Annotated in this window: 20 protein-coding genes; 3 read left to right on the top strand and 17 right to left on the bottom strand. The window is 36.8% G+C overall.

What is annotated here, in order from left to right; translation table 11 throughout:
- Nucleotides 1-5 precede the first annotated feature (5 nt).
- Both IPJ80_00650 and trxA read right to left on the bottom strand, forming a co-directional pair.
- Nucleotides 6-935 carry a DUF58 domain-containing protein gene (locus tag IPJ80_00650; GenBank protein MBK7911991.1) on the bottom strand — a complete coding sequence of 310 codons (930 nt, stop codon included), beginning with the start codon at nucleotides 933-935 and terminating at the stop codon, nucleotides 6-8.
- A 56-nt stretch (nucleotides 936-991) separates the two neighbouring features.
- On the bottom strand, nucleotides 992-1,309 hold the full coding sequence (trxA, locus tag IPJ80_00655; GenBank protein MBK7911992.1) for a thioredoxin: 318 nt from the start codon (nucleotides 1,307-1,309) through the stop codon (nucleotides 992-994).
- Between the two features lie 51 nt (nucleotides 1,310-1,360).
- Between trxA and IPJ80_00660 the strand changes: the two genes are divergently transcribed.
- Entirely contained in the window at nucleotides 1,361-2,464 is a 1,104-nt protein-coding gene (locus tag IPJ80_00660) for a DUF3810 family protein (GenBank protein ID MBK7911993.1), read from the top strand.
- A 72-nt stretch (nucleotides 2,465-2,536) separates the two neighbouring features.
- On the opposite strand, the gene mqnB is transcribed toward IPJ80_00660, so the two are convergent.
- Both mqnB and IPJ80_00670 read right to left on the bottom strand, forming a co-directional pair.
- Complete coding sequence (gene mqnB, locus IPJ80_00665; GenBank protein MBK7911994.1) at nucleotides 2,537-3,226, bottom strand: futalosine hydrolase; 690 nt, start codon at nucleotides 3,224-3,226, stop codon at nucleotides 2,537-2,539.
- The gene (locus IPJ80_00670; GenBank protein ID MBK7911995.1) at nucleotides 3,219-3,986 is read right to left on the bottom strand and encodes a hypothetical protein; all 768 of its coding nucleotides are present in this window, start codon (nucleotides 3,984-3,986) and stop codon (nucleotides 3,219-3,221) included. The genes mqnB and IPJ80_00670 overlap by 8 nt, the downstream gene beginning before the upstream one ends.
- Nucleotides 3,987-4,201: 215 nt before the next feature.
- Between IPJ80_00670 and IPJ80_00675 the strand changes: the two genes are divergently transcribed.
- Nucleotides 4,202-5,743 carry a DUF853 family protein gene (locus IPJ80_00675; protein ID MBK7911996.1) on the top strand — a complete coding sequence of 514 codons (1,542 nt, stop codon included), beginning with the start codon at nucleotides 4,202-4,204 and terminating at the stop codon, nucleotides 5,741-5,743.
- A gap of 50 nt (nucleotides 5,744-5,793) precedes the next feature.
- On the opposite strand, the gene IPJ80_00680 is transcribed toward IPJ80_00675, so the two are convergent.
- Together IPJ80_00680 and ribD are read right to left on the bottom strand one after the other, a co-directional pair.
- Nucleotides 5,794-6,351, bottom strand: coding sequence for a DUF255 domain-containing protein (locus IPJ80_00680; protein ID MBK7911997.1), 558 nt, complete (start codon nucleotides 6,349-6,351; stop codon nucleotides 5,794-5,796).
- Nucleotides 6,352-6,451: 100 nt separating this feature from the next.
- The gene (gene ribD / locus IPJ80_00685) at nucleotides 6,452-7,468 is read right to left on the bottom strand and encodes a bifunctional diaminohydroxyphosphoribosylaminopyrimidine deaminase/5-amino-6-(5-phosphoribosylamino)uracil reductase RibD (protein ID MBK7911998.1); all 1,017 of its coding nucleotides are present in this window, start codon (nucleotides 7,466-7,468) and stop codon (nucleotides 6,452-6,454) included.
- Between the two features lie 63 nt (nucleotides 7,469-7,531).
- Here ribD and IPJ80_00690 point away from each other — a divergent pair, with 63 nt between their 5' ends.
- Nucleotides 7,532-8,158, top strand: coding sequence for an aquaporin (locus IPJ80_00690; protein ID MBK7911999.1), 627 nt, complete (start codon nucleotides 7,532-7,534; stop codon nucleotides 8,156-8,158).
- A gap of 38 nt (nucleotides 8,159-8,196) precedes the next feature.
- Here the strand turns inward: IPJ80_00690 and IPJ80_00695 are convergent, their stop codons facing one another.
- The 11 genes from IPJ80_00695 to IPJ80_00745 all read right to left on the bottom strand — a co-directional run bounded on the left by IPJ80_00695 (nucleotide 8,197) and on the right by IPJ80_00745 (nucleotide 19,958).
- Nucleotides 8,197-9,435, bottom strand: a complete 1,239-nt coding sequence (locus IPJ80_00695) for a hypothetical protein (protein ID MBK7912000.1) — start codon at nucleotides 9,433-9,435, stop codon at nucleotides 8,197-8,199.
- Nucleotides 9,436-9,670: 235 nt separating this feature from the next.
- On the bottom strand, nucleotides 9,671-10,687 hold the full coding sequence (locus IPJ80_00700) for a DUF4340 domain-containing protein (GenBank protein MBK7912001.1): 1,017 nt from the start codon (nucleotides 10,685-10,687) through the stop codon (nucleotides 9,671-9,673).
- Nucleotides 10,684-12,390 (bottom strand): gliding motility-associated ABC transporter substrate-binding protein GldG, encoded by a 1,707-nt coding sequence (gldG, locus tag IPJ80_00705; protein MBK7912002.1) that lies wholly within the window; start codon nucleotides 12,388-12,390, stop codon nucleotides 10,684-10,686. Before gldG ends, IPJ80_00700 begins: the two co-directional genes overlap by 4 nt.
- Entirely contained in the window at nucleotides 12,390-13,121 is a 732-nt protein-coding gene (locus IPJ80_00710) for an ABC transporter permease subunit (GenBank protein ID MBK7912003.1), read from the bottom strand. The genes gldG and IPJ80_00710 overlap by 1 nt, the downstream gene beginning before the upstream one ends.
- 1 nt (nucleotide 13,122) lies before the next feature.
- The gene (gldA, locus tag IPJ80_00715) at nucleotides 13,123-14,034 is read right to left on the bottom strand and encodes a gliding motility-associated ABC transporter ATP-binding subunit GldA (protein ID MBK7912004.1); all 912 of its coding nucleotides are present in this window, start codon (nucleotides 14,032-14,034) and stop codon (nucleotides 13,123-13,125) included.
- Nucleotides 14,035-14,101: 67 nt separating this feature from the next.
- Nucleotides 14,102-14,806 carry a tRNA pseudouridine(55) synthase TruB gene (gene truB / locus IPJ80_00720; GenBank protein MBK7912005.1) on the bottom strand — a complete coding sequence of 235 codons (705 nt, stop codon included), beginning with the start codon at nucleotides 14,804-14,806 and terminating at the stop codon, nucleotides 14,102-14,104.
- Nucleotides 14,807-14,881: 75 nt separating this feature from the next.
- Nucleotides 14,882-15,100 carry a DUF3098 domain-containing protein gene (locus IPJ80_00725; GenBank protein MBK7912006.1) on the bottom strand — a complete coding sequence of 73 codons (219 nt, stop codon included), beginning with the start codon at nucleotides 15,098-15,100 and terminating at the stop codon, nucleotides 14,882-14,884.
- Between the two features lie 102 nt (nucleotides 15,101-15,202).
- Nucleotides 15,203-16,036: a hypothetical protein gene (locus IPJ80_00730; protein MBK7912007.1), complete on the bottom strand. Its 834-nt coding sequence runs from the start codon at nucleotides 16,034-16,036 to the stop codon at nucleotides 15,203-15,205.
- Nucleotides 16,037-16,126: 90 nt separating this feature from the next.
- Nucleotides 16,127-17,200 (bottom strand): glycosyltransferase, encoded by a 1,074-nt coding sequence (locus tag IPJ80_00735; GenBank protein MBK7912008.1) that lies wholly within the window; start codon nucleotides 17,198-17,200, stop codon nucleotides 16,127-16,129.
- On the bottom strand, nucleotides 17,197-19,113 hold the full coding sequence (locus IPJ80_00740; protein ID MBK7912009.1) for a RecQ family ATP-dependent DNA helicase: 1,917 nt from the start codon (nucleotides 19,111-19,113) through the stop codon (nucleotides 17,197-17,199). Before IPJ80_00740 ends, IPJ80_00735 begins: the two co-directional genes overlap by 4 nt.
- Nucleotides 19,114-19,127: 14 nt before the next feature.
- On the bottom strand, nucleotides 19,128-19,958 hold the full coding sequence (locus IPJ80_00745; GenBank protein ID MBK7912010.1) for an outer membrane beta-barrel protein: 831 nt from the start codon (nucleotides 19,956-19,958) through the stop codon (nucleotides 19,128-19,130).
- Nucleotides 19,959-20,065 lie beyond the last annotated feature (107 nt).

Genomic DNA, 20,065 nt, shown 5'->3' on the forward strand with positions numbered 1-20,065 from the left:
CGGATTTAAATGTACATTTTTTTGCGTTTAACAAAAAACGACTGCAGTATATAATCATATCCTGCATTTATATCTGCTTCATGATAATCAATACGATATTGCAAACACTTAGTCTTTAATTCGTGATGAAAAGCTTGTATCTTTTCTAAATACCGCTCCTTAATTTGATGTGCTTGAACTCTTACTTGTTCGCCTGTTTCCATATCAACAAATTGATAGGGTCTGTTTTCAAAATTAAATTCAAGCTCCAGACTCTTGTCTAATGTATGAAAAAGAACGACTTCATGCTTGTTGTATTTCAAATGTTGTAAAGCTGAAAATAACTCATCTAAATTTTCACGATCATCAAACATATCACTGAATAACACAACGAGGGAGCGTTTATGAATCTGATCGGCTATTTGATGCAAGGCATCTGCTGTTTGTGTCTTTTTATTGAGTTGTTTATTGAGGATATAATTTTCAAGATAACTTAGCAGAAGTTGATAATGCGAGGTACTTGATTTAGCATGTGTGTGGATGCGCAATTCGTCATCAAAAACTGACAAACCATAAGCATCTCTTTGTCTGCGCAATACATTCATCAAACAAGCTGCACCCAATGCTGCAAAACGAAGTTTATTTAAAACCAGACCTGATTTTAAATGTTCCTCAGGGAAATACATCGATGTTGAAACATCCAAAACGAGCTGACATCGCAAATTTGTTTCCTCTTCAAATTTTTTAGTAAACAATTTATCGGTGCGGGCAAAGACCTTCCAGTCGATATCCTTTGTTGATTCTCCCTCATTGTACAATCGATGTTCAGCAAATTCTACACTGAATCCATGAAAAGGCGATTTATGGAGCCCTATAATAAACCCTTCCACCACCTGACTGGCCAGCAGTTCCAAATGATTAAATGCTTGTACTGGAAATTGATCAAAGAATCCCATAAAAAACAAAAGCCCTTACCGACAAAGATAAGGGCCTTCCCGTTTAATTTTTCTTGTTAAATAATTGCTTCCAATTTCTGCTTCAAGGTAGCTTTACTTGCTGCTCCTACTTGCTTGTCAACTACTTGTCCATTTTTTATGAAAAGTATCGTAGGGATACTACGAACTCCAAATTGCATAGAAACACTTGGGTTTGTATCGACATTTAGTTTTCCAATTTTTACTTTCTCGCCAAATTCTGATGAAAGTTCGTCAATAATTGGTCCAACCAATTTACAAGGGCCACACCATTCAGCCCAAAAATCAACCACTGCAGCGCCATTTGGATTCAAAGCCTCTGCTTGAAAATTAGTATCTGTAAATTCAAAAGCCATATCGTATTAATTTTGATTTCTATTATAACGCCATGCCCTTGAATTAGTTCAATGAAAAACCTTATCAAAATCTTAAGAAGTGTTTATACCAATCTCTCCAAATTCCAAGTTTTTTGTCTTGGCTTGCTTGGTATTACTGTTGTCTCAGCCTGGATATTTAATCTGGACAGCAGCCTGACCGAAAAAATTTACCATCAGCTGATTTATTCCAAATTAAGGTGGATTTGGGACTTTGGGATTTCATGGCTCCCAATTCCTGTCTTGTATATATGGTTATTTGGCCTTTTGGCATTTTTTGCGATTTTAATTTATAAACTCAGGAATCATCAATTAAGCTATATAAAATTGATAATCAATTTGTTGTGCTTGATTTCCTTTCATTATTGCTGGTTTTACTGGGCATGGGGATTTAATTATCATAGAGTGCCTTTAGGCATTCGATGGCAGCTTTATAAAGAAATTAGCGATGACGAGTTTGTAGAAAGCTTAAAAAAACAATCACAGCTGGTTGATTCCATGCGGATAACTGATTCCCCTGATTTAGACAACCCTGATTTTAATGCTTTTAAAATGGAATCTGAAATCCGCAGTCTTGTAAATGACTTTCTGAAATCGAATGATTTTCTAAGTTTTTCAAGGATTCGATGTCGGAATTTAAGCCCGCCAGGGTTTTTATTGGTTTGGTCAACTTCCGGGGTGTATTTGCCTTTTTGTGGGGAAAGCCAAATAGACGCAGGTTTATCGGTCTATTCAAAACCCTTTACGATGGCACATGAATTAAGTCATGGGATGGGTTGGACGCATGAAGGCGACTGCAATTTAATAGCCTATCTGTCATGCAGGCACAGTGAAAATCCATACATTCGTTATGCTGCTGAATTAAACTACTGGCGGTATTTATTAAATGCTGCATCCAGAAATTATCCAGAAATTTATAAGCAAATAATTATTCAAGCAAACAAGAAAGTTAAGCGTGATTTACAAATGATTCAAGAAGCCAATAACCGTTATCCTGAAATATTGCCTCAGTTGCGTGACTGGTTTTATGAATGGTATTTGAAGCAAAATGGCATTCAAACCGGACAAAAATCATACGCAGAAATAATTCCTATGGTAATCAATTATGATAAAAAGCGTCGTACCACATTCCAATGAACTAAAAATACATCTTACGTATTCTGTCAAACTATCTGTAAGATAAATTCGTTCAAATTATACGTTCTAGTATTAAATTTCCAATGTATCAAAATAGGAAATAATAAATTTATTTAGATTTTCGATTGCTTCAGGAATCTTCCATTTCAATTTATCGCGGGGTTCAACAAAATTTGAAATACATCGTATTGAAACGAAAGGAATGTCCATGATTTTTGCAGCATAAAACAAACCAGCCCCTTCCATGCTTTCAACATCGCAATTGTATTTTGTTTTTAAAAATTCAATATTTTTTTGCGATCCGCTGGTTCGATTTACAGTAAGGCCCTTTGCTGTGGGCAAATTTGGATTCGGAACCTGCCTGGATTTTAGCAATCGCGTTTGTTGATAAGGAAACCGATTTGAATCCATTAAATTCAATTCAAACCCATCGATAAATTCCCCACCGATTGTTTCGGCCCCTAAATCACCCCATTGTTCAGAAACCACTTCCACCAAACTTCCAACAGGAATATGCTGTTGATAAGATCCTGAAATTCCTGCATGTACTATTAAATTAAAGTCCTGCAAACCCTTAAATCTAGCCAGGGAAAATGCCATCATGGTACTCCCGATTCCGCTTACAAGAGGTACTATTTGTAAGTTTCTGTAATTAAATTGAGAGAAACTGATGGTTTCTGCATGTTGTTTTAAATGACGGATTGCAGGATCAATTTCCGCTTCTGTAGCGCTTACTAAAATTAATTTATACGACTTATTCAAGATAAAATTTCACTCCCAAGGAGGGACTCCAACCCAAAAGTAAATGTTTCTCAAAGGAACTTGTGATTTTAATGCTATTATTTAATTTAGCTATTAATCCAAAACTATAGGTAGCAGGATTCGTTTGATAGCCACCCAACAAACCCAGCCTGGAATGGATATCATATCGGAAACCAATATGGATAGACGTCGCAGTGAGGTTATTTAAATGACATTCCAGGTTCATTTCTGTAAATTGATTTACGAGATAGCACAGACCTAATTTGTAAATTGATTTATTAAATCTTTGAAATTCAGCATCAAGTTGAATTGGATTCTGGAACACAAAACCAAGTAAAATCTTAGAACCTAAATACGTTTGAAATCCAACGCTGCAAGCAAGCTGATTGGTTTCAGCTGAAAACGACCGAAATCCATGAATATAATATACAGCAATACCAAGATGCGCCTTTTGACTTAATTTTCTACTATAGTTTCCGACAAACGAAAAATCATTGAATTCGGGACTCCCCTCAAAGGCCATGCTGATCCCCAATCCTGAATTTTTGAATGGTTGCTGATACGATACATAGCCAGCGTATAAGTCTTTAACGAAAAAGTAATTGTATGTTTCCAGTTCAACCAATTTGTTTTTGATTCGTGATATTCCAGAAGGATTCATAGAAGCCGACTCTACCAGAAAGGAGCAGATACCGGTTTTACCGGTACCCCTTGCCTCACTGGTCACAAAAGTGTAAAAAATGGAATATTGTGCTGTCAAAGGACAATTCCAAAAAAGAACGAACAGAATAGGGAGTCTCAAAACAATGCTAAACTAACTGATTTATATATTTCCTTTTTATAGACTTATTGAGTCAGGCGAAGTAATTATTTAATAACGGAGAATGTTGATTGAATTTCATCGAACCAATTCTATAACCGACGTTGTACCTTTGTCAACTCAATTTGAGGGGTTCAATTAATTTATTTATATCTATGAAGGATGCATTTATTGAAAAACTAAAACCAGCCTATCAATTCCAGGGCCCAATTATCAATTTAGGAGCTGCGGTTTTGGCCGGAGAAGTAATTCCAGATGTCCAGATTGGCTTGCCATTAAAAATGATGAATCGTCACGGGCTCATTGCAGGAGCAACCGGGACAGGTAAAACAAAATCACTTCAGGTCATGGCCGAGCAACTTTCGTTACAAGGAGTTGCCTGTTTGCTTTTAGACATTAAAGGTGATTTAAGTGGCATTGCCCTTGAAGGAAGTGAAAATCCAAAAATTAAAGAACGACACGCTGCAATTCATATCAACTGGCAGGCTCACAGCAATCCGGTTGAATTATTGAGTATTTCAGGACAAGAAGGTGTTCGGATGCGAGCAACGGTTTCCGAATTTGGTCCGGTGCTCTTTTCAAAAATACTTGGTTTAAATGATACCCAGGAAGGCGTCTTGTCCATGATATTTAAATTTTGTGATGACAACGGATTGTTGTTACTGGATCTTGAAGACCTTAAAAAAGTGATTCAGTTTATCAGTGAAGATGGAAAGGAACACATTGAAAAAGAATTTGGAGCTTTTTCTAGTGTATCCAGTGGTACCATTTTGCGAAAGGTGATTGAATTAGAACAACAAGGAGCTACTTTATTTTTTGGAGAACGCAGTTTTGAAGTAGAAGATTTAATTCGAAAAAATGCACATGGTCATGGAATTATAAGCATCCTTCGCGCCACAGACATTCAGGACAAGCCAAAGTTTTTTAGCACCTTCATGTTGCAAATTCTTGCAGAGGTTTATTCCAAATTTCCTGAAGTGGGTGATTTAGAAAAACCAAAATTGATGTTGTTTATTGATGAGGCCCATTTGCTCTTTGACGAAGCAAGTTCTGCATTAATGGATCAAATGGAAACTGTAATTAAATTAATTCGTTCAAAAGGAATTGGATTAATTTTTATAACTCAAAACCCAATTGATATCCCAGAAAGTATTCTTGCGCAATTAGGACTTAAAGTGCAACATGCCTTGAGAGCATTTACTGCAAAAGATCGCAAAGCAATTAAAATGGCTTCTGAAAACTATCCGGAAACAAGTTTTTATGACGTGCCCCAATTAATCACAGAATTGGGTATTGGCGAAGCATTTGTTACCGGACTGAATGAAAAAGGAATACCAACGCCATTAGCACATGTTATGATGCGCGCCCCAGAATCGAGGATGGATATTTTAACCGATACAGAAATCCGTCAACTTATTAATTCGTCTGAGATTGCAGAATACTATAATGAATCCATCAATCGTGAAAGCGCTGCAGAAATCTTACTTCAAAAATACGAAGAACGTGCTGCTCAACAAGAAGAAGAACCATCAGTTCCTGAAACAAAAACAAGAGGCAAAAGTGTATTGCAAAAAGTATTTGACAGCACGGTAACCAGACAAGTAGGACGCACCGTTGCACGTGAACTAACCCGTGGATTATTAGGGATGTTTGGAATTAAACCAACTACAACCCGAAAAAAGAAATCTTGGTTTTAGCTTGTATCGAATACATTAAGTCAAATAAATTGGTTTGAAAATACACCAATTTATTTTCCTTTTACCGGCATTGCTTTAAAGTTATCTTGAAAAGATTGGTAAGGAGTTGTCTTGTAATGATTTCCTCCGAAATAATTAGTAATTATTTCAAAAGTATCCGCATCTTGATAACCAGGCAATGGTTGGATGGTATTAAAATCTTCATCCATAAAAACAAAGGTTGGATAGGATAATTGTCCGTTAGTAATTTCAATAGCTAACTCATGAACGCCTCTGTTTCCGCGAGCCATGTATTTAAAGACTTTAGACTTGAAATTGATATCCTCGCGTTGCTCCGCATTAAACTTAACAGCGTAATAATTTTTATTAACGTATTTTACAATTCTTGGATCTTGAAAAGTAGATGCATCCATTCGTTTGCACCATCCACACCAATTGGTATAAACATCAACCAGTACTTTGCGTTTTTGCTTTTTCATCAAGCTTTGTGCATCTTCCCAATTTACCCAATTAATTTTTTCCTGGGATTGGGCCGGTCCACAAGATCCAAATACCAAAACAAGTGTGAGTGCTCCGAACAGGCTTGCGTGCAAAAATCTACGATTCATCGGATTTACTTTTTAATTATTTAGACAACAAAATAACGATTAAGTAACTGATTTAACAAGGGAAGGGGTTTTAAATAAGCCCACTTTAAAAGAACTTTAACTAATATGGTCTGTTTTTCGCGATATAATGTATGATATCTTTATCTAATGTGATCGATTTCATCAAATGACCACGAATTGAAGGTGCTGCAAGCCCTTCCCCAATCTTCAATTCCTTGTTCGTTATAATCCTGGCTTCATCCCAGATACCTGATTTTTGAAAAAAACTGAAGATTTGAGCTCCTCCTTCGACCATTACGATTCCAAGCCTGAGGTCAAACAACTTTGCTAATAAATTCTCTACTGAATACGCATCTTCCAAGCCAAGATCATCCAAATCATACGTTGTGGCGTCTTTATTAAATGCATTCCACTTTAAACGTTGGTCCCTAGCAATTCGGGCTAAAACGATCCGGACCGGATTTTTCCCCGCCCAGTGTCTGGTGGTTAAAAGAGGATTGTCAATTTCTAAAGTGTTTTTTCCAATAATAATAGCGTCCACTTCAGATCTCCAGCGATGAACACACAGATCACTTGCAAACGAACTGATTTTAGTACGCGTGTTGGTTTTGCCTAAAAAATAATCCGCTGTTTGTGCAAATTTCAGAATTACATAGGGCCTTTGATTGGCAACATTGCACACATACTCCCGAATGACCTGATGGCCTTCATGTTCCATTAAAGGACCCAATATTTTTACACCAGCTTGTTCTAATAAACGAATGCTTTTTCCAGCCATCAATGGATTGGGATCGAAGTTCGAAAACACCAATTCTGGAATCTTATTTTTAAGTATAAGCTCCGTACACGGTCCGGTTTTCCCATAATGATTACAAGGTTCAAGACTTACCAGCAAAGTGGCTTTTGAAATCAAATGAACATCCTCTGGCTTAACCGATTCAAGTGCTCTGAGTTCAGCATGTGCTTTACCAAATTGCTGATGATAACCTTCTCCTATAATTCGCCCATCATACACCAATACAGCGCCAACTTTTGGATTGGGCGAGACCGATCCACTACCCTGTTCAGCAAGATAAAAACAATAAGCAAGGTATTTTTCAGCCTGTACTTTATCCATAGCTTGGGCACTTCCTCAAATTAGAATACATTTATACTGGATTTCGAACAAATGTATATGAAAATCAAAAAACTCATTGCTGAATTTATTGGAACCTTTTTCTTGGTTTGCACCATTCACCTGTGTGTTTTAAATGGTCAAACCAATTTAATGCCTCTGGCTGCCGGCTTCATGCTGATGGCAATGATCTTTGCCGGGGGACATATTTCAGGTGCCCATTATAATCCGGCAGTGACCATTGCAGTTTTTCTCAGAGGAAAATGTTCAGCAACCGATGTTCCAACCTATATATTTGCTCAATTGCTGGCGGCAAGCATTGCGTCCTTGTTGGTAAATAGCTTTCTGATTAATAAAATGGGAAGTGGATTAGACTTATCCAGCAATGCATTACAGGCTATACTTGCTGAAGCATTGGGTACTTTTGCCCTTTGTTGGGTCGTCCTCAATGTTGCCAGTTCAAAAGACACCGAAGGCAATTCGTTTTATGGTATCGCCATTGGTTTGGCTTTTGCAGCATGTGGATTTTCATTTGGCGGGATATCAGGCGGTGCTTTCAATCCAGCCATTGCATTTAGTTTGGGAATTAGTCAAATTTCAGGTTTTAATAACTTGTGGATTTATTTTGTTGGTGAATTTTTAGGCGCTGTATTAGCCGCGTATGTGTATCTTTTTGTAAATGGAAAAGATTAATAAGCAAATTAATCCACACACGAAATTCCTTGAATGCTTTACTCGTGATCTCTATCTATGATGAGCGCCTTATTAAATATCACACTGTCTTGTAAATCAAAAGTCAAATTATTGGAATCTGCGATCAATGCATTGAGATCCGGTTGACCTGCTTCATACCAGGCCGTCATCCAAAAGCTGCCCAAAGCAAAAATACTTTCCCGCATCCGCTCTTCCACCTGATTATCTAATAAATCCATATACCGTTTCGCATATTCTTTGCATTGCGTTTTAATAACTGTATTTAACCTGGTATCATAACAAAATTTCTCGTCATCAGGGGTTACGCTATTGAGTTTAAACTCCATATCCAAAACAAAGGCTACGCCTTTATGACTTTCCACGATAATATCCCAAATCCGTTCTCTTACATCGCTGATGTATTCTGCTTTTCCTACCACAAAATCAAATGTTTCAACAGCAAATAATTCGGGAATTCTGCTTTCCCAAAATGCATGGATTCCATGTTGATTGGTCAATTGACCATTGTAATTCATGGTGGTGTGCAATGGAACATGTGCATCTCCTATATAATGTCCCAATTCAGCAGAACCTCGTAAAATTGCAGAAACATTTTTTGTTTGAAACGCTTTTACCAAACGATAAAAACAACGCTCCAGATTATAAGGTAAGATGCCATGTACAGAAAAGCGATCCACGATTTCAATTTGATCCTCCACATGAATCCAAGGGAAGATGGTTTCAAAATAATAAGAAGGAAAAATCCATTCGTCTCCGTTAAAAAAATTAAAATCCCGTTGTTTCAGCACTTGGTAAAAATCATTTAATTCAATTCCGGATTCAACTACTAATCCAGATTCAAGCATTTTTTTACTATAAAACAAAGAATCCGTATTTTTAGAAACCGTAAACAACGTGTCAAACAAGAGCACTTTGGAATCCCTGGAAGTCAAATAAATTGCATTGTTTCTAATAAATGCTTTCAACAAATCTTTATCAGGAAGGCTATGATTTTCTTCTATCCATTTATCAAGATCAATAAAATGGCAAATGGCTTCTGTTTTTACTGCATAACGCCTTTTATCCGGATCTACAGAATGTTCGACTATATAATCCAGATGTGCTTTGTAAAATTCAATCATAGGCTCCGGAAGCGTAAACACGGCAAGTCGGTTGATTAACTTGTGTCCAAAAAAGCCCCACACGACTTGATCTTTAAGACGCGCTACAGAATAAAATCCAATAAATAATAAAATACAAATCAGGCCAATTCTCATGTGCTTTCATTTTAAAGAATCACGATAAGCCTAAACATTTTGCATTGCAATTTTTTAAACATCTTAATTACTTCCGTAAAAAAGCGTTTACAAAAAAAACAAGCCCCGTTTGATAGGCTTACCGAGGACTCCATTAATTTTAAAAAATAGCTATGATTGCCGTGTTATAATTGCAAATCATAAAAAGATCTTCAGGATGGGTGTAATCCTGTTGACATAACAAATATAAAACGAACTATTGAAAACTTTGACGCGTTCTGAATAATTTTTCTACAACCGGATACTGCACTAATAAAAAATCTCCGTCGCTCCGTATGACGTGCATCCTGAAAAATTCAGCTCTTTTTAAATGAGTCTGTTTAACTTCTTGGGATGCCTCACCTACCGAATCTATTTCAATAGGGTAAAATTTACAAATCAATGGATTTGCATTGGATAATCGCTTAATTTCTATGGTACAAAATGGCTCCAATTCTTCAAGCAGTTTTCGTTGAGGATGATCATTCTGGATAGCTTCTGCACCAACATCCGGAAATTCTTTAAGATAATTTTCAACCGTCTTTTTTGCTTTTGAATTCAAAGAAATTTCTTGATTTGTAAAATCATATAATTTCAAGCTGTTTTCAATTTTACGTATTGTAAAAGACTCTGATTTCTCATCCAGATAACTCACCTGTACTGCCTCGATATCCTGATAATCTACATCCATAACGCTGCGGTCCCTCCAATCAAGCTCACTTAAATCATAGCGTTCTCTTACATTCCCTGAAAAATGAGGAATCTCCATAATATAAGGTTGCTGCCCATTTTCCATATAGAAATAGGTACCGTATTCACTGTGCGTTCCAGATCCTACATAATAGGTCTTTAATTTTTCGAGTTTCCTGGAATAAATTTCAACTTTAATTCCAAAAACGGCCAGCCCTTCCATAATCCCTTTAATATGGCCTTTGGGTGGTATGGACTGCATTTTAATATCCCGCAATGTTTCCAATAAATTTTTAACAGCATTTGGATTTGCTTTGTACTTAGCATTGATCATCCAGGTCCCATTAATCAATTCAAGGGTATTGGGTGTTGTATCCCTTCCAGCCAAAAATATTTTGCCTACATCATCAATGTCTTTAATTGCAAAATCCCTGTCGGCAAGAATGGCACTCATTTTTTCATCCGGTTTGTTCAATCCGTACCAGGCTAATCCACCAAGGACTATAAATAAGACAACTAAAAAATAAATTGCATTGCGCCTCATGCTGTGTTTTTAGTATAACGATTCTTACGCCAATACGTATTTCCGATTCCAAATAAAATTAAAATAACTAAAGGAAGTCCTAAATTCAATACCTGCCAAAAACTTCGTTCCTGATCAATTTTGACTTGATTTAATAATCTGATTTTGTATTGTTTGGATCTTGCTTCCAGTATATTTTCCCTATTCGTTAAATACTCAATGGAATTGAGAAAAAACTCCTTATTCCCATTGTAGGTCGTTTTTTCAAATTTACTATATCCCAGTGTTGAAAATTTATTGGTAGAAAAATCATAATAATTCTTCAACACATCCCCATCTGATACTACAATCATTTTGGTCTCCGAACTGCTGCTTTTAAATTCCGCTTGAATTGATTTTAGGGATTGCAACATGCTTTCTTCGACTCTGTTTTCAAAAGCAGAATTAAAAGTCCCCTCCAAAAGCAATCCCATAATTAAATTGGGCTTATTAAATTTTTCAGGTTCCGGTTTATACCTCAATATGTCAAAACTTACTTTTGCAGGTGCTAATTGAAACCGACTGTAATTAGAAGATACAATTAAAGGAATTTTTCGGACAACTTGTTTTGTTTTTAATGTATCAATACTTGCAGGAAAATCCATTAAGATTCTATCAATGTTATTTACAATCGGATGATTGGTTCGAGGTGCCGGAATTGGGAAATAGTACCAGGAAAATAACTCGATCTGGGGTTTGTCTCCAACTTTGCCAATTACCTGAGGAATTCTGGAGCATTCCATATCCAAAACCATGTTTGACTCAATCCGAAAACCATACTTAAAAAAGAGATCCCCTAAATTCAAATCCTGTGGCTCCGGAATAAATTCACTTCGCGTTGCTAAACTATCCAAACTCATTTTAAGTGCATCCACAAACCAGATCACTTTGCCACCATTCATAATGTATTGATCCAAGATAAATTTCGACCGTTCAGAAAATAGTTTAGTTGGCTTATTTACAATCAAAACATCTGCTTCCTTTTTAATTTGATACACACTGTCCAAATTAATTCTTCCTACATTATAAAATGGGCGTAAAAGGGTTTCAATGGCTTTGGTTTCTTCTGTTGGCAATTCACCGTTGGCGCTTGTCAATAATACATTTTTCTTTTCAGGATGCAATAGTTTATCGATAGCATTTGAAAATTTATATTCAAGCTGTGAAATGCTGTTGTTTAGATTTTCCTCCTGATCTAATTCGGGAACGTTTTCTAATAAACTCACTGCTATTTTTCGTTCGCCATAATTAAATATCGCATAAGGGTAAATCAACTGTTCATTTTTTTCTGTCCCACTGCGTACCTGCAAGTTTATTGGAACCAAACCATCTTTCGAAAGATTTTCTCTGCGTTTGTTTATTTCCTCCACAGATCCTTCATTAGGATTTTCAAATTCAAATGAAATAAATCCGTTTCTCTTTTTGTATTGAAACAACAGATCGTTAACCCCTTGTCTCAATCTTTTGAATCCTGCAGGAAATTCGCCATCCAATAATACCCGTATGTAAATGTTGTCATTGATATTCTGGATAGTATGAATGCTCGCAGGTGTAAGTGAAAATCTACGATCTTCTGACAAATCGACGGATGCATTAAAAAGGGATGCGATGATATTAATAAAAATAAGAATTCCTAAAACCAATAGGATTCTTACACTTCGTTCCAGTTTTACAAAGAATGCCATCAGAAGTTTCTGCTTTTAATGGTTTCAACAGTAAGAAAAATAAAAAAGCCGGCCAAACTAATAAAATAGATGCAATCTGATAATAACAATTGTGCTTTGCCCATTGAATTGTAGTGGTAATCCATACCCAATTGCTGAATGATATCATCGGTTTTACCAAAAAATACTGGCAATTTTGAAATATAAAAAAAACCAAAATAAATTAAATAACACAAACATAAAGCACACAAAAATGAAACGATTTGGTTTTTAAATAAAGAGGAACAAAATATTCCAATTGCGGTAAAACCTGCCGATAAAAAAAGCAATCCAATATAAGATCCTAATACAGAACCGCTGTCAATGTTGCCAACTGGCGATCCCAATTGATAAATTGAAAAATAATACAAACCACTTGGAATTAATGCAATTCCAACTAAACAAAGTGCAGCAATAAATTTCCCAAGTACTATTTCATACTCATGGAGTGGTTTGGTCAATAATATTTCCAAGGTACCATTTTGCAATTCTTCAGAAAATGAACGCATGGTTATGGCTGGAATTAAAAAAACAAACATCATGGGTGCCAAAGAAAACAATTGATCCAAGCCAGCATAATTATAGTTTAACAAACTAAAATCAGGAAAGACCCAAAGAATCAAGCCCATAATAATTGCAAAAATTCCAATCACCATGTAGCCAATGAGGCTACTGAAAAAACTTCTGATTTCACGTGTTGCCAGAGTCCACATATTATTTTGAAGTTGTTAGTTGGTTAAATACAGATTCAATGCTGGATTTTTCTTCTTTCATTTCTAAAATGGTCCAGGAATTTTTAGCACAAATTTTAAATAATTCTTCCCGGATATCATTTTCGGCAGCAGAATGTATCAAAAATTTATACTCCGATACTTTCTGCACAGATTCAACTAAACTGATTTTTGATAACTGGCTTACATCAACCTGGGATGCAAACTCTATTGAAATGATGCGTTTATGTTTTTGCATTTGGAGCAACGCGCCGATTGGTTCATCCGCAACTAATTTTCCTTTATTGATAATTAAAACCCGATCACACAAAGCCTGCACTTCCTGCATGATATGGGTAGATAGCAACAGGGTTTTTTGATTTCCAATTCGTCTGATTAATTGTCTGATTTCCATTAGTTGATTTGGATCCAGGCCACTGGTAGGTTCATCCAATATCAGTACTTCCGGATCGTGCAATAAGGCCTGACTAAGTCCCACCCGTTGCCTGTAGCCTTTTGACAACGAACCAATCCGCTTATTTTGTTCTATGCTAAGGCCGGTAAGTTCAATACAATCTTCTACACGTTTCTTAGGATTTGCAATTTTTAGAAGTTTTGCAAAAAACAAGAGGTATTCCCGAACATACATATCCTTATAGAGTGGATTGTGTTCCGGTAAATATCCAATTTTGCGTTTTACTTCAATTGGATATTCGGTGATGTCCATCCCACAGACTTTAATTTCTCCTTCAGTGGCTTGCAGGTAACCACAAATCATTTTCATGGTTGTTGTTTTTCCAGCGCCATTAGGGCCTAAAAATCCAACAATTTCAGCTTTACCGGCTGAAAAACTGATGTGATCAACCGCAAGCTGTGTACCATAAATCTTGGTAAGATTATGCAGCTGAATAGACATAGTTCATTTTAAATGATCGGCAAAGGTATAACGAAAGAATACAAAAAATGCGATGAAGAAGGGGGGCTTAATTCAATAAATCAAGCAATTCTTCCAGATTCCAAGCAGAGTCCACTGAATAGTCGCCTATTGCTTCCCGGCGCAAGGCAGCTAAGTATGCACCCGAACCCAGTCGCTTGCCAAATTCATTCGCCAGACTTCGGATGTAGGTGCCCTTACTGCAAACAACATTAAAACGCAATTCAGGCAAATTTGAACTATCTACTTTCAATGAATCGATACAAATTAAACGGGGTTCCAATTGGGGTTCTAAGCCTTTCCGAGCCAATTCATAGGCACGTTTGCCTTGAATTTGAACAGCCGAATGAATGGGTGGAGTCATCCATTGTTCGCCTAAAAAGCCTTGTCTTACCAATTCGATTTGCTCCGATTGAATGTGATTCCAGTTAAACACTTCATTGATAGGACTTTCCATATCAAAAGTTGGCCTGGTAGCCCCTAAAGTAATAATGCCGGAATACTCTTTTACCAAAGCTTGATAGCTATCAATTTGGCGGGTCATTTTTCCGGTACATAGAATCAATAAACCTGTTGCCAATGGGTCGAGGGTGCCTGCATGCCCAATTTTAAGTTTAGTCTTGTTGCGGTCTGAAATTCGACTGCGCAGTTTGTGAACCACCTTAAAGGAAGTAAGTCCATAAGGCTTGTCTACCAAAATTAAACAACCAGATGCAAAATCAGCTTGGCTAATGGTGTCTTTGGTTAACTGCATAAAATAATTGCCAGGTTTGTTAGCGTGAAAACAAACTAATTGAATACCGCAAATAAGTTTGAATGCTAATGGGCTCTAATCAAGCTTAAAGATTGCATAAATCTGCAGGCCCAGTCCAATAATCATACAAATGGGGGCTAACACCAAGCGTCTCGAACTGTAAATAATGCTTTCATCCCAAACATCCGGACTTGGCATCCAGCCTCCGGACATCAGGATTAAACCCAGGGCAATGAATCCCAATCCGATCAACATCCATTTATACTGAGCCCAACCATAGGTCATTTCAAACATGGGTTTATTAAAGGAACGTTTTTCAGAACTCATTTTTTCCTGAATATTGCTTGGAGCCTGAACCGTTGATTTTGATTTTTTCTGTTTGGATTCTCCCATTATTTAATTGTTTATAACTGAAAGTATTTTTCGTTTCACGAGGAAATATTGCAAAGTTGGGCCTAAAATCAGCAAAATGAGCAAAACATAAAAGAATTTTTTTATTTCAAGCCATTCGAGTCCCCAGGGAAGCAGGTAATTAATCAATAAAATGATGATACCCATAATGAATACGCTCATACATGCACTGGCCAATCCCAAGAGGCTGGCCCGTTTTAAATACGGTTGAATTATTTTCTGGGGATTTGTACCCAATTCATTCCAGGAGCGTATGATTCCGGTTCTGGAATCGACAAATACCTGAGCTAAATAATCACTTATTAGTATCCCTACCAGGATAAAAACCAATGTGATCCCAAGGAATATCATTCGGATCCGGTCGACCACATTTGATAATTTACTTGTGATTTCGTTTTGATAACTAAAATGGCTCACGATCGAATGCTTATAAACGGACTCCTCAAAAGAACTTAAACGCTGTTTATCTAAAAATTCTTGTTTTAGTTTGAAAATAATGAGTACAGGCATTAAAGTGCCCCATTCCAAAGCAGAATCCTGGGACACCATTTCTTTGTCAATTAGGTTTTGATAGTCTTTTGCTTCGATCAGCCTGATGCTTGCTGGAATCAATTGTTCTTGTTGTTCTAACCAGATCCTGAATTCCTGAATTTGAGCTTTAGTGCTCCCCTGCTTCAATTCAACAGCCAATGCCGTATTTTCTTTAAGCTTTCTTTCCAAACCCAATCCATGAAACCATGCCAACATTCCAATCCCTATAAGAAAAAGAACCCAGGCATAAGTTAAGGCATGTAAAAAGAAACTGCGGTTTTGGTCCATGAAATTTTTTAGGAGCCCTAAAAGTAACGCTATATTTTACTTTATTAAAAGCAATGTTGGATCAAATGCCATTTGCCAGTTAAAATTAACTTATTTACTAAAAATTGGCAACAAGGTTTTCTCCTCTTCTTTCCAATGAAAGGTTTGTTTTGCCAAGTTGCAGGACTTTTTACATCCAAAATAAAATTCAGTATTTTCAAATTTCACGATCGCGTCGATAACATTATTTCTTGATAGTTCGTCTAATAATATATTGGTTTTAAACTGCTTTTGGATTTGCTGGTATTCCGGAAAATTCATTTGAATCGATGGCAACATCGCTTGCATATAATCAAAAGTCTTATTACTTAAAGAGAACCAATAACTTTTACTATCTGATTCTAATAAATCAATACCTACAAATGCATTTCGTGCATGGCTCAACATTTCTTGATAGCTCAGACGACCAAAAAACTGTACCCGGTTTTCTAATCCCAATTGTTGTGTGCGATTTTTTAAATGTTCTTCCAGATCTCCGGTACCAGCCAGATGAAAACGATAATCCGGCAATTCAAGCAAACATTCCAGGACCAGATCCAGCCCTCGCCCTTCATTTAATGCGCCTTGATACCAAATGATTTTTTGTGGATGGTCATTTGGCTTAATATCCTGAAAATAGGGTAAATTTCTGATTACATGAAACGGTAACCTGTATTTAGCTTTTAGTTCGTCGGCCAATGAATCAGATACCGTGATCCGCTCATCCGTCCAGGGTATCGTAAGTTTACCTATGAAAGACCAAATAGAAGAAATCCACTTTTTCTTTCTAAGTTCAACTGATTCTTCCATGTATTCATGTGCATCAAAAATTAATTTTTTATTTCTGATTTTTGCGACCAGACCTGCCGCCAATAAGGTATCTAAATCGCAAGCCAAAAAAGCATCACATGATTTAAATAACAAGCTAAAAAAAAGCCTTACATTAAATTCAGCATAAAATAAAAAACTTCTATTAAACCAACACTGAATCCATCGTTTTTGAAACAAATCAATCCGGGGTTCCAATTTTACCTTTTGCCTTCCGATTACCTCAACCGAATGGCCGGCATTTGTTAAACTGTTAGCTATTTTGCAAACGCGTTGGTCGTAATGAATATCCGTTGTTACGGTTATGATAATTCTCATGCCGGAGGATTCCTATTTGGATTTAAACGGATTAATTCATGTTGTCGTATGAGATCTTGCTCGAGGATCATGTCTTGTACAATCGACTCAACCCATGATTTTTTATTGATTGGAAATAAATGCAAGATTTCGCGATAGGTCATGGAAGGCTTTGTGTTTAATTCATCAAGAATAAGCTGTTTCCATTTTAAGTAAAGTTGCTTATCCGGTTTGCCTAATTTTTTGGCCAAACAATTATCACACATGCCGCAATCAGATCCGGATTCCTGTCCAAAATACATCGAGATAAATACTTGTCTGCATTTGTTAGTATTTAATAAATCCAACATCCATTGGATTCTGATTTTCATGCGTTCCTTTTGTTGTTGATACAACACTTTATTTATAGTAAGTACCGTACTTCTGATTCGCGTATTAATAAAAAGCACCTGAGGTTTATTGCCGGCAGGATGATAATCAATAAGCTGTTCTGAATGTAAATATTTTAATAGTTGAATTATCTTTTCAAGATCCAATTGACAAATTGAAACTAAACTTTGTTCCTGAATTTGTACAGCAACTGAAAAGATTCCTTCATAATTTCGCAACAAAGCCTGAATCAATAGGTCAAGTTTAGGATCGCGATTCCGATAAGAATTCAGTGTTTCAATATCTGCAATGATTTGCAACCGGGAAGGTGAAAGGATTCCTTCAGTCAGTGCAATTCGTTCGTTTTGCTCTAAAATTTTTAATGCGTTTAAACAGATCAGCGGTTTAAATTTAAAGCGTTTGCTGAATTCTAAAATATCAAAATCAAAAGATTCGTTGGTTATGGCACCTTCAGGAATTTCATAATGCAGGGCAAGACATCTGTATACTTCACGGATATAATCTTCATCTGGGAATTGGTCAATCCATTGTTGCTGCAAGCGATTGATGTCTTGCTGATTGTATAATAAAACTGCATACGACTTTTTTTGATCCCGACCTGCCCGACCGGCTTCCTGAAAATACTCTTCCAGCCCCTGGGGCAAATCCAGGTGAACTACCAGTCGCACATCTGGTTTATCAATACCCATCCCAAATGCATTGGTTGCAACGACCACCTGGGTTCTATTTGCAATCCAATCTTTTTGGATTTGATTCCGATCTGTTGCTGATAGGCCTGCATGATAACCCCTTGCAGATATTCCTGATTGGACAAGGAATTGTGCTAAATCAATGGTTTGTCTGCGATTTCTTGAATAGACAATGGCACTTTCTTGAATCGGTTTTAAAAAATGTAAGAGTGCCTCCATCTTTTGCTCCTCTTCATATATAAGCAAGGACAAATTAGCACGACGAAAACTGGTTTCAAAAACAGCAGGATTGATTAGTTTTAGATGTAAACTAATTTCCTCTCTTGTTTTTTGCGTTGCGGTTGCAGTCAATGCAAGAATGGGAGCCTTTGTAAATTCCCTGATTGTTGCGATCTTAAGATAAGCCGGTCTAAAATCATGCCCCCATTGAGAAATGCAATGTGCTTCATCTACTGCAATCAAACTGATCGGTATGGACTGGATCGCATCCAAACTGTCTTTGGTTTCCAATCGTTCAGGTGAAAGGTATAATAGTTTCAAATCACCGTAGCGGGCTCTTGATAATATGGCATCCATTTCTTTCCAATGCATACCAGAATGAATGGCCGCTGCCTGAATTCCTAATTCTTTCAAACGGGCCACTTGATCTTGCATCAATGCAATGAGCGGGGATATAACTAAACAAACTCCGGGTAAACAAAGGGCCGGAACCTGGAAACAAATTGATTTTCCTGCACCGGTTGCCAAAAGTGCAACAGTGTCTTTGCCTGATAATATTGAATCAATAATTTCTCTTTGTGGGGATCTGAAATCCGGATAAGACCAGTATTTCTGAAGGATCTCAAGTGGATCCAATGCGTTGGGTGTTGTTAAAAATGTGGACAGCGAATCTGATGTTTCTGCAAACTTGGATTAAAATAATGATATTTTTTACCAAAATGGTAAGAAAATCCAATGGTTAGCGATTGAAACCAGTCTTTGTCAGCAGGATTGGCGCGTTGGGTGCCTGTAGCCGCGTTGATTTTGTTTCCAAGGGCTGCTGCAACCGGTCCGTTATTTTCAAGTAATTCCTGATAAGAAACATAATTTTTTGAAGCGTCATCCAGGTAATCTGTACCGGTTTGCCGTGCTACCATATCCAAACTTAATGAATAAGAACTCGAAATAAAATAGCGCAGTCCAAAGCCAAAATTCAATGCATAACTATAAAGCGAATATTTTGGATCATAATTTGGCATTCCTTGCCCTTCAGTTCCTAAGGCTTGCAATGAAACAGCACTGCCAAAGTAATTGGCTTTTGGATTAAAATGGAATGCAGAAACTCCAAATTCCAGGTAAGGACTCAATCTGGGAGCACGCTCTAAAAACAGACTTAATAATTGAAATTGACCATAAAAACCCAATTCCTGTATTTGAGATTCAAATTGTAACTTTCTTTTATCAATGCCAGGGCGGGTGGAATACCGATCATCCCCACTCACAGCCAATTGCATAAAATGCAACCGAAGACTAAATACAGGGTCAATTTCAGCCCGGAGATGGAGTCCGAAACATGGGTGACTTTGTTTTACAGAAGCTTTGATTGACTCAGTTAAATCCCCGCTGTAATTGGATGCCCCAAAAGATACTCCAAGGTCAATATTTTGCGTTATGCCTTGAAGCCAACATAAACTAAGGATAGTTAAAACTGTTATTCTCATCTTTGACCTGCTAATGACAGAAGGCAAAAATACAAACATATTTCAAATAATATTAATATATTATATTTTAAATGTTGATTAATAACACTTTATTCATTAAATAAATT

The sequence above is a fragment of the Saprospiraceae bacterium genome (genome assembly GCA_016714025.1).
Classification (GTDB): domain Bacteria; phylum Bacteroidota; class Bacteroidia; order Chitinophagales; family Saprospiraceae; genus Vicinibacter.

Bases quoted from the DNA above. Each gene is read 5' to 3' on its own strand.
- IPJ80_00735 (MBK7912008.1), bottom strand. From the start codon at position 17,200: ATGAGAATTATCATAACCGTAACAACGGATATTCATTACGACCAACGC.
- IPJ80_00675 (MBK7911996.1), top strand. From the start codon at position 4,202: ATGAAGGATGCATTTATTGAAAAACTAAAACCAGCCTATCAATTCCAG.
- trxA (MBK7911992.1), bottom strand. From the start codon at position 1,309: ATGGCTTTTGAATTTACAGATACTAATTTTCAAGCAGAGGCTTTGAAT.
- IPJ80_00710 (MBK7912003.1), bottom strand. From the start codon at position 13,121: ATGTGGACTCTGGCAACACGTGAAATCAGAAGTTTTTTCAGTAGCCTC.
- IPJ80_00660 (MBK7911993.1), top strand. From the start codon at position 1,361: ATGAAAAACCTTATCAAAATCTTAAGAAGTGTTTATACCAATCTCTCC.
- IPJ80_00680 (MBK7911997.1), bottom strand. From the start codon at position 6,351: ATGAATCGTAGATTTTTGCACGCAAGCCTGTTCGGAGCACTCACACTT.
- IPJ80_00650 (MBK7911991.1), bottom strand. From the start codon at position 935: ATGGGATTCTTTGATCAATTTCCAGTACAAGCATTTAATCATTTGGAA.
- IPJ80_00695 (MBK7912000.1), bottom strand. From the start codon at position 9,435: ATGAGAATTGGCCTGATTTGTATTTTATTATTTATTGGATTTTATTCT.
- ribD (MBK7911998.1), bottom strand. From the start codon at position 7,468: ATGGATAAAGTACAGGCTGAAAAATACCTTGCTTATTGTTTTTATCTT.
- gldG (MBK7912002.1), bottom strand. From the start codon at position 12,390: ATGGCATTCTTTGTAAAACTGGAACGAAGTGTAAGAATCCTATTGGTT.
- IPJ80_00745 (MBK7912010.1), bottom strand. From the start codon at position 19,958: ATGAGAATAACAGTTTTAACTATCCTTAGTTTATGTTGGCTTCAAGGC.
- IPJ80_00700 (MBK7912001.1), bottom strand. From the start codon at position 10,687: ATGAGGCGCAATGCAATTTATTTTTTAGTTGTCTTATTTATAGTCCTT.
- truB (MBK7912005.1), bottom strand. From the start codon at position 14,806: ATGCAGTTAACCAAAGACACCATTAGCCAAGCTGATTTTGCATCTGGT.
- IPJ80_00730 (MBK7912007.1), bottom strand. From the start codon at position 16,036: ATGGACCAAAACCGCAGTTTCTTTTTACATGCCTTAACTTATGCCTGG.
- gldA (MBK7912004.1), bottom strand. From the start codon at position 14,034: ATGTCTATTCAGCTGCATAATCTTACCAAGATTTATGGTACACAGCTT.
- IPJ80_00725 (MBK7912006.1), bottom strand. From the start codon at position 15,100: ATGTTTGAAATGACCTATGGTTGGGCTCAGTATAAATGGATGTTGATC.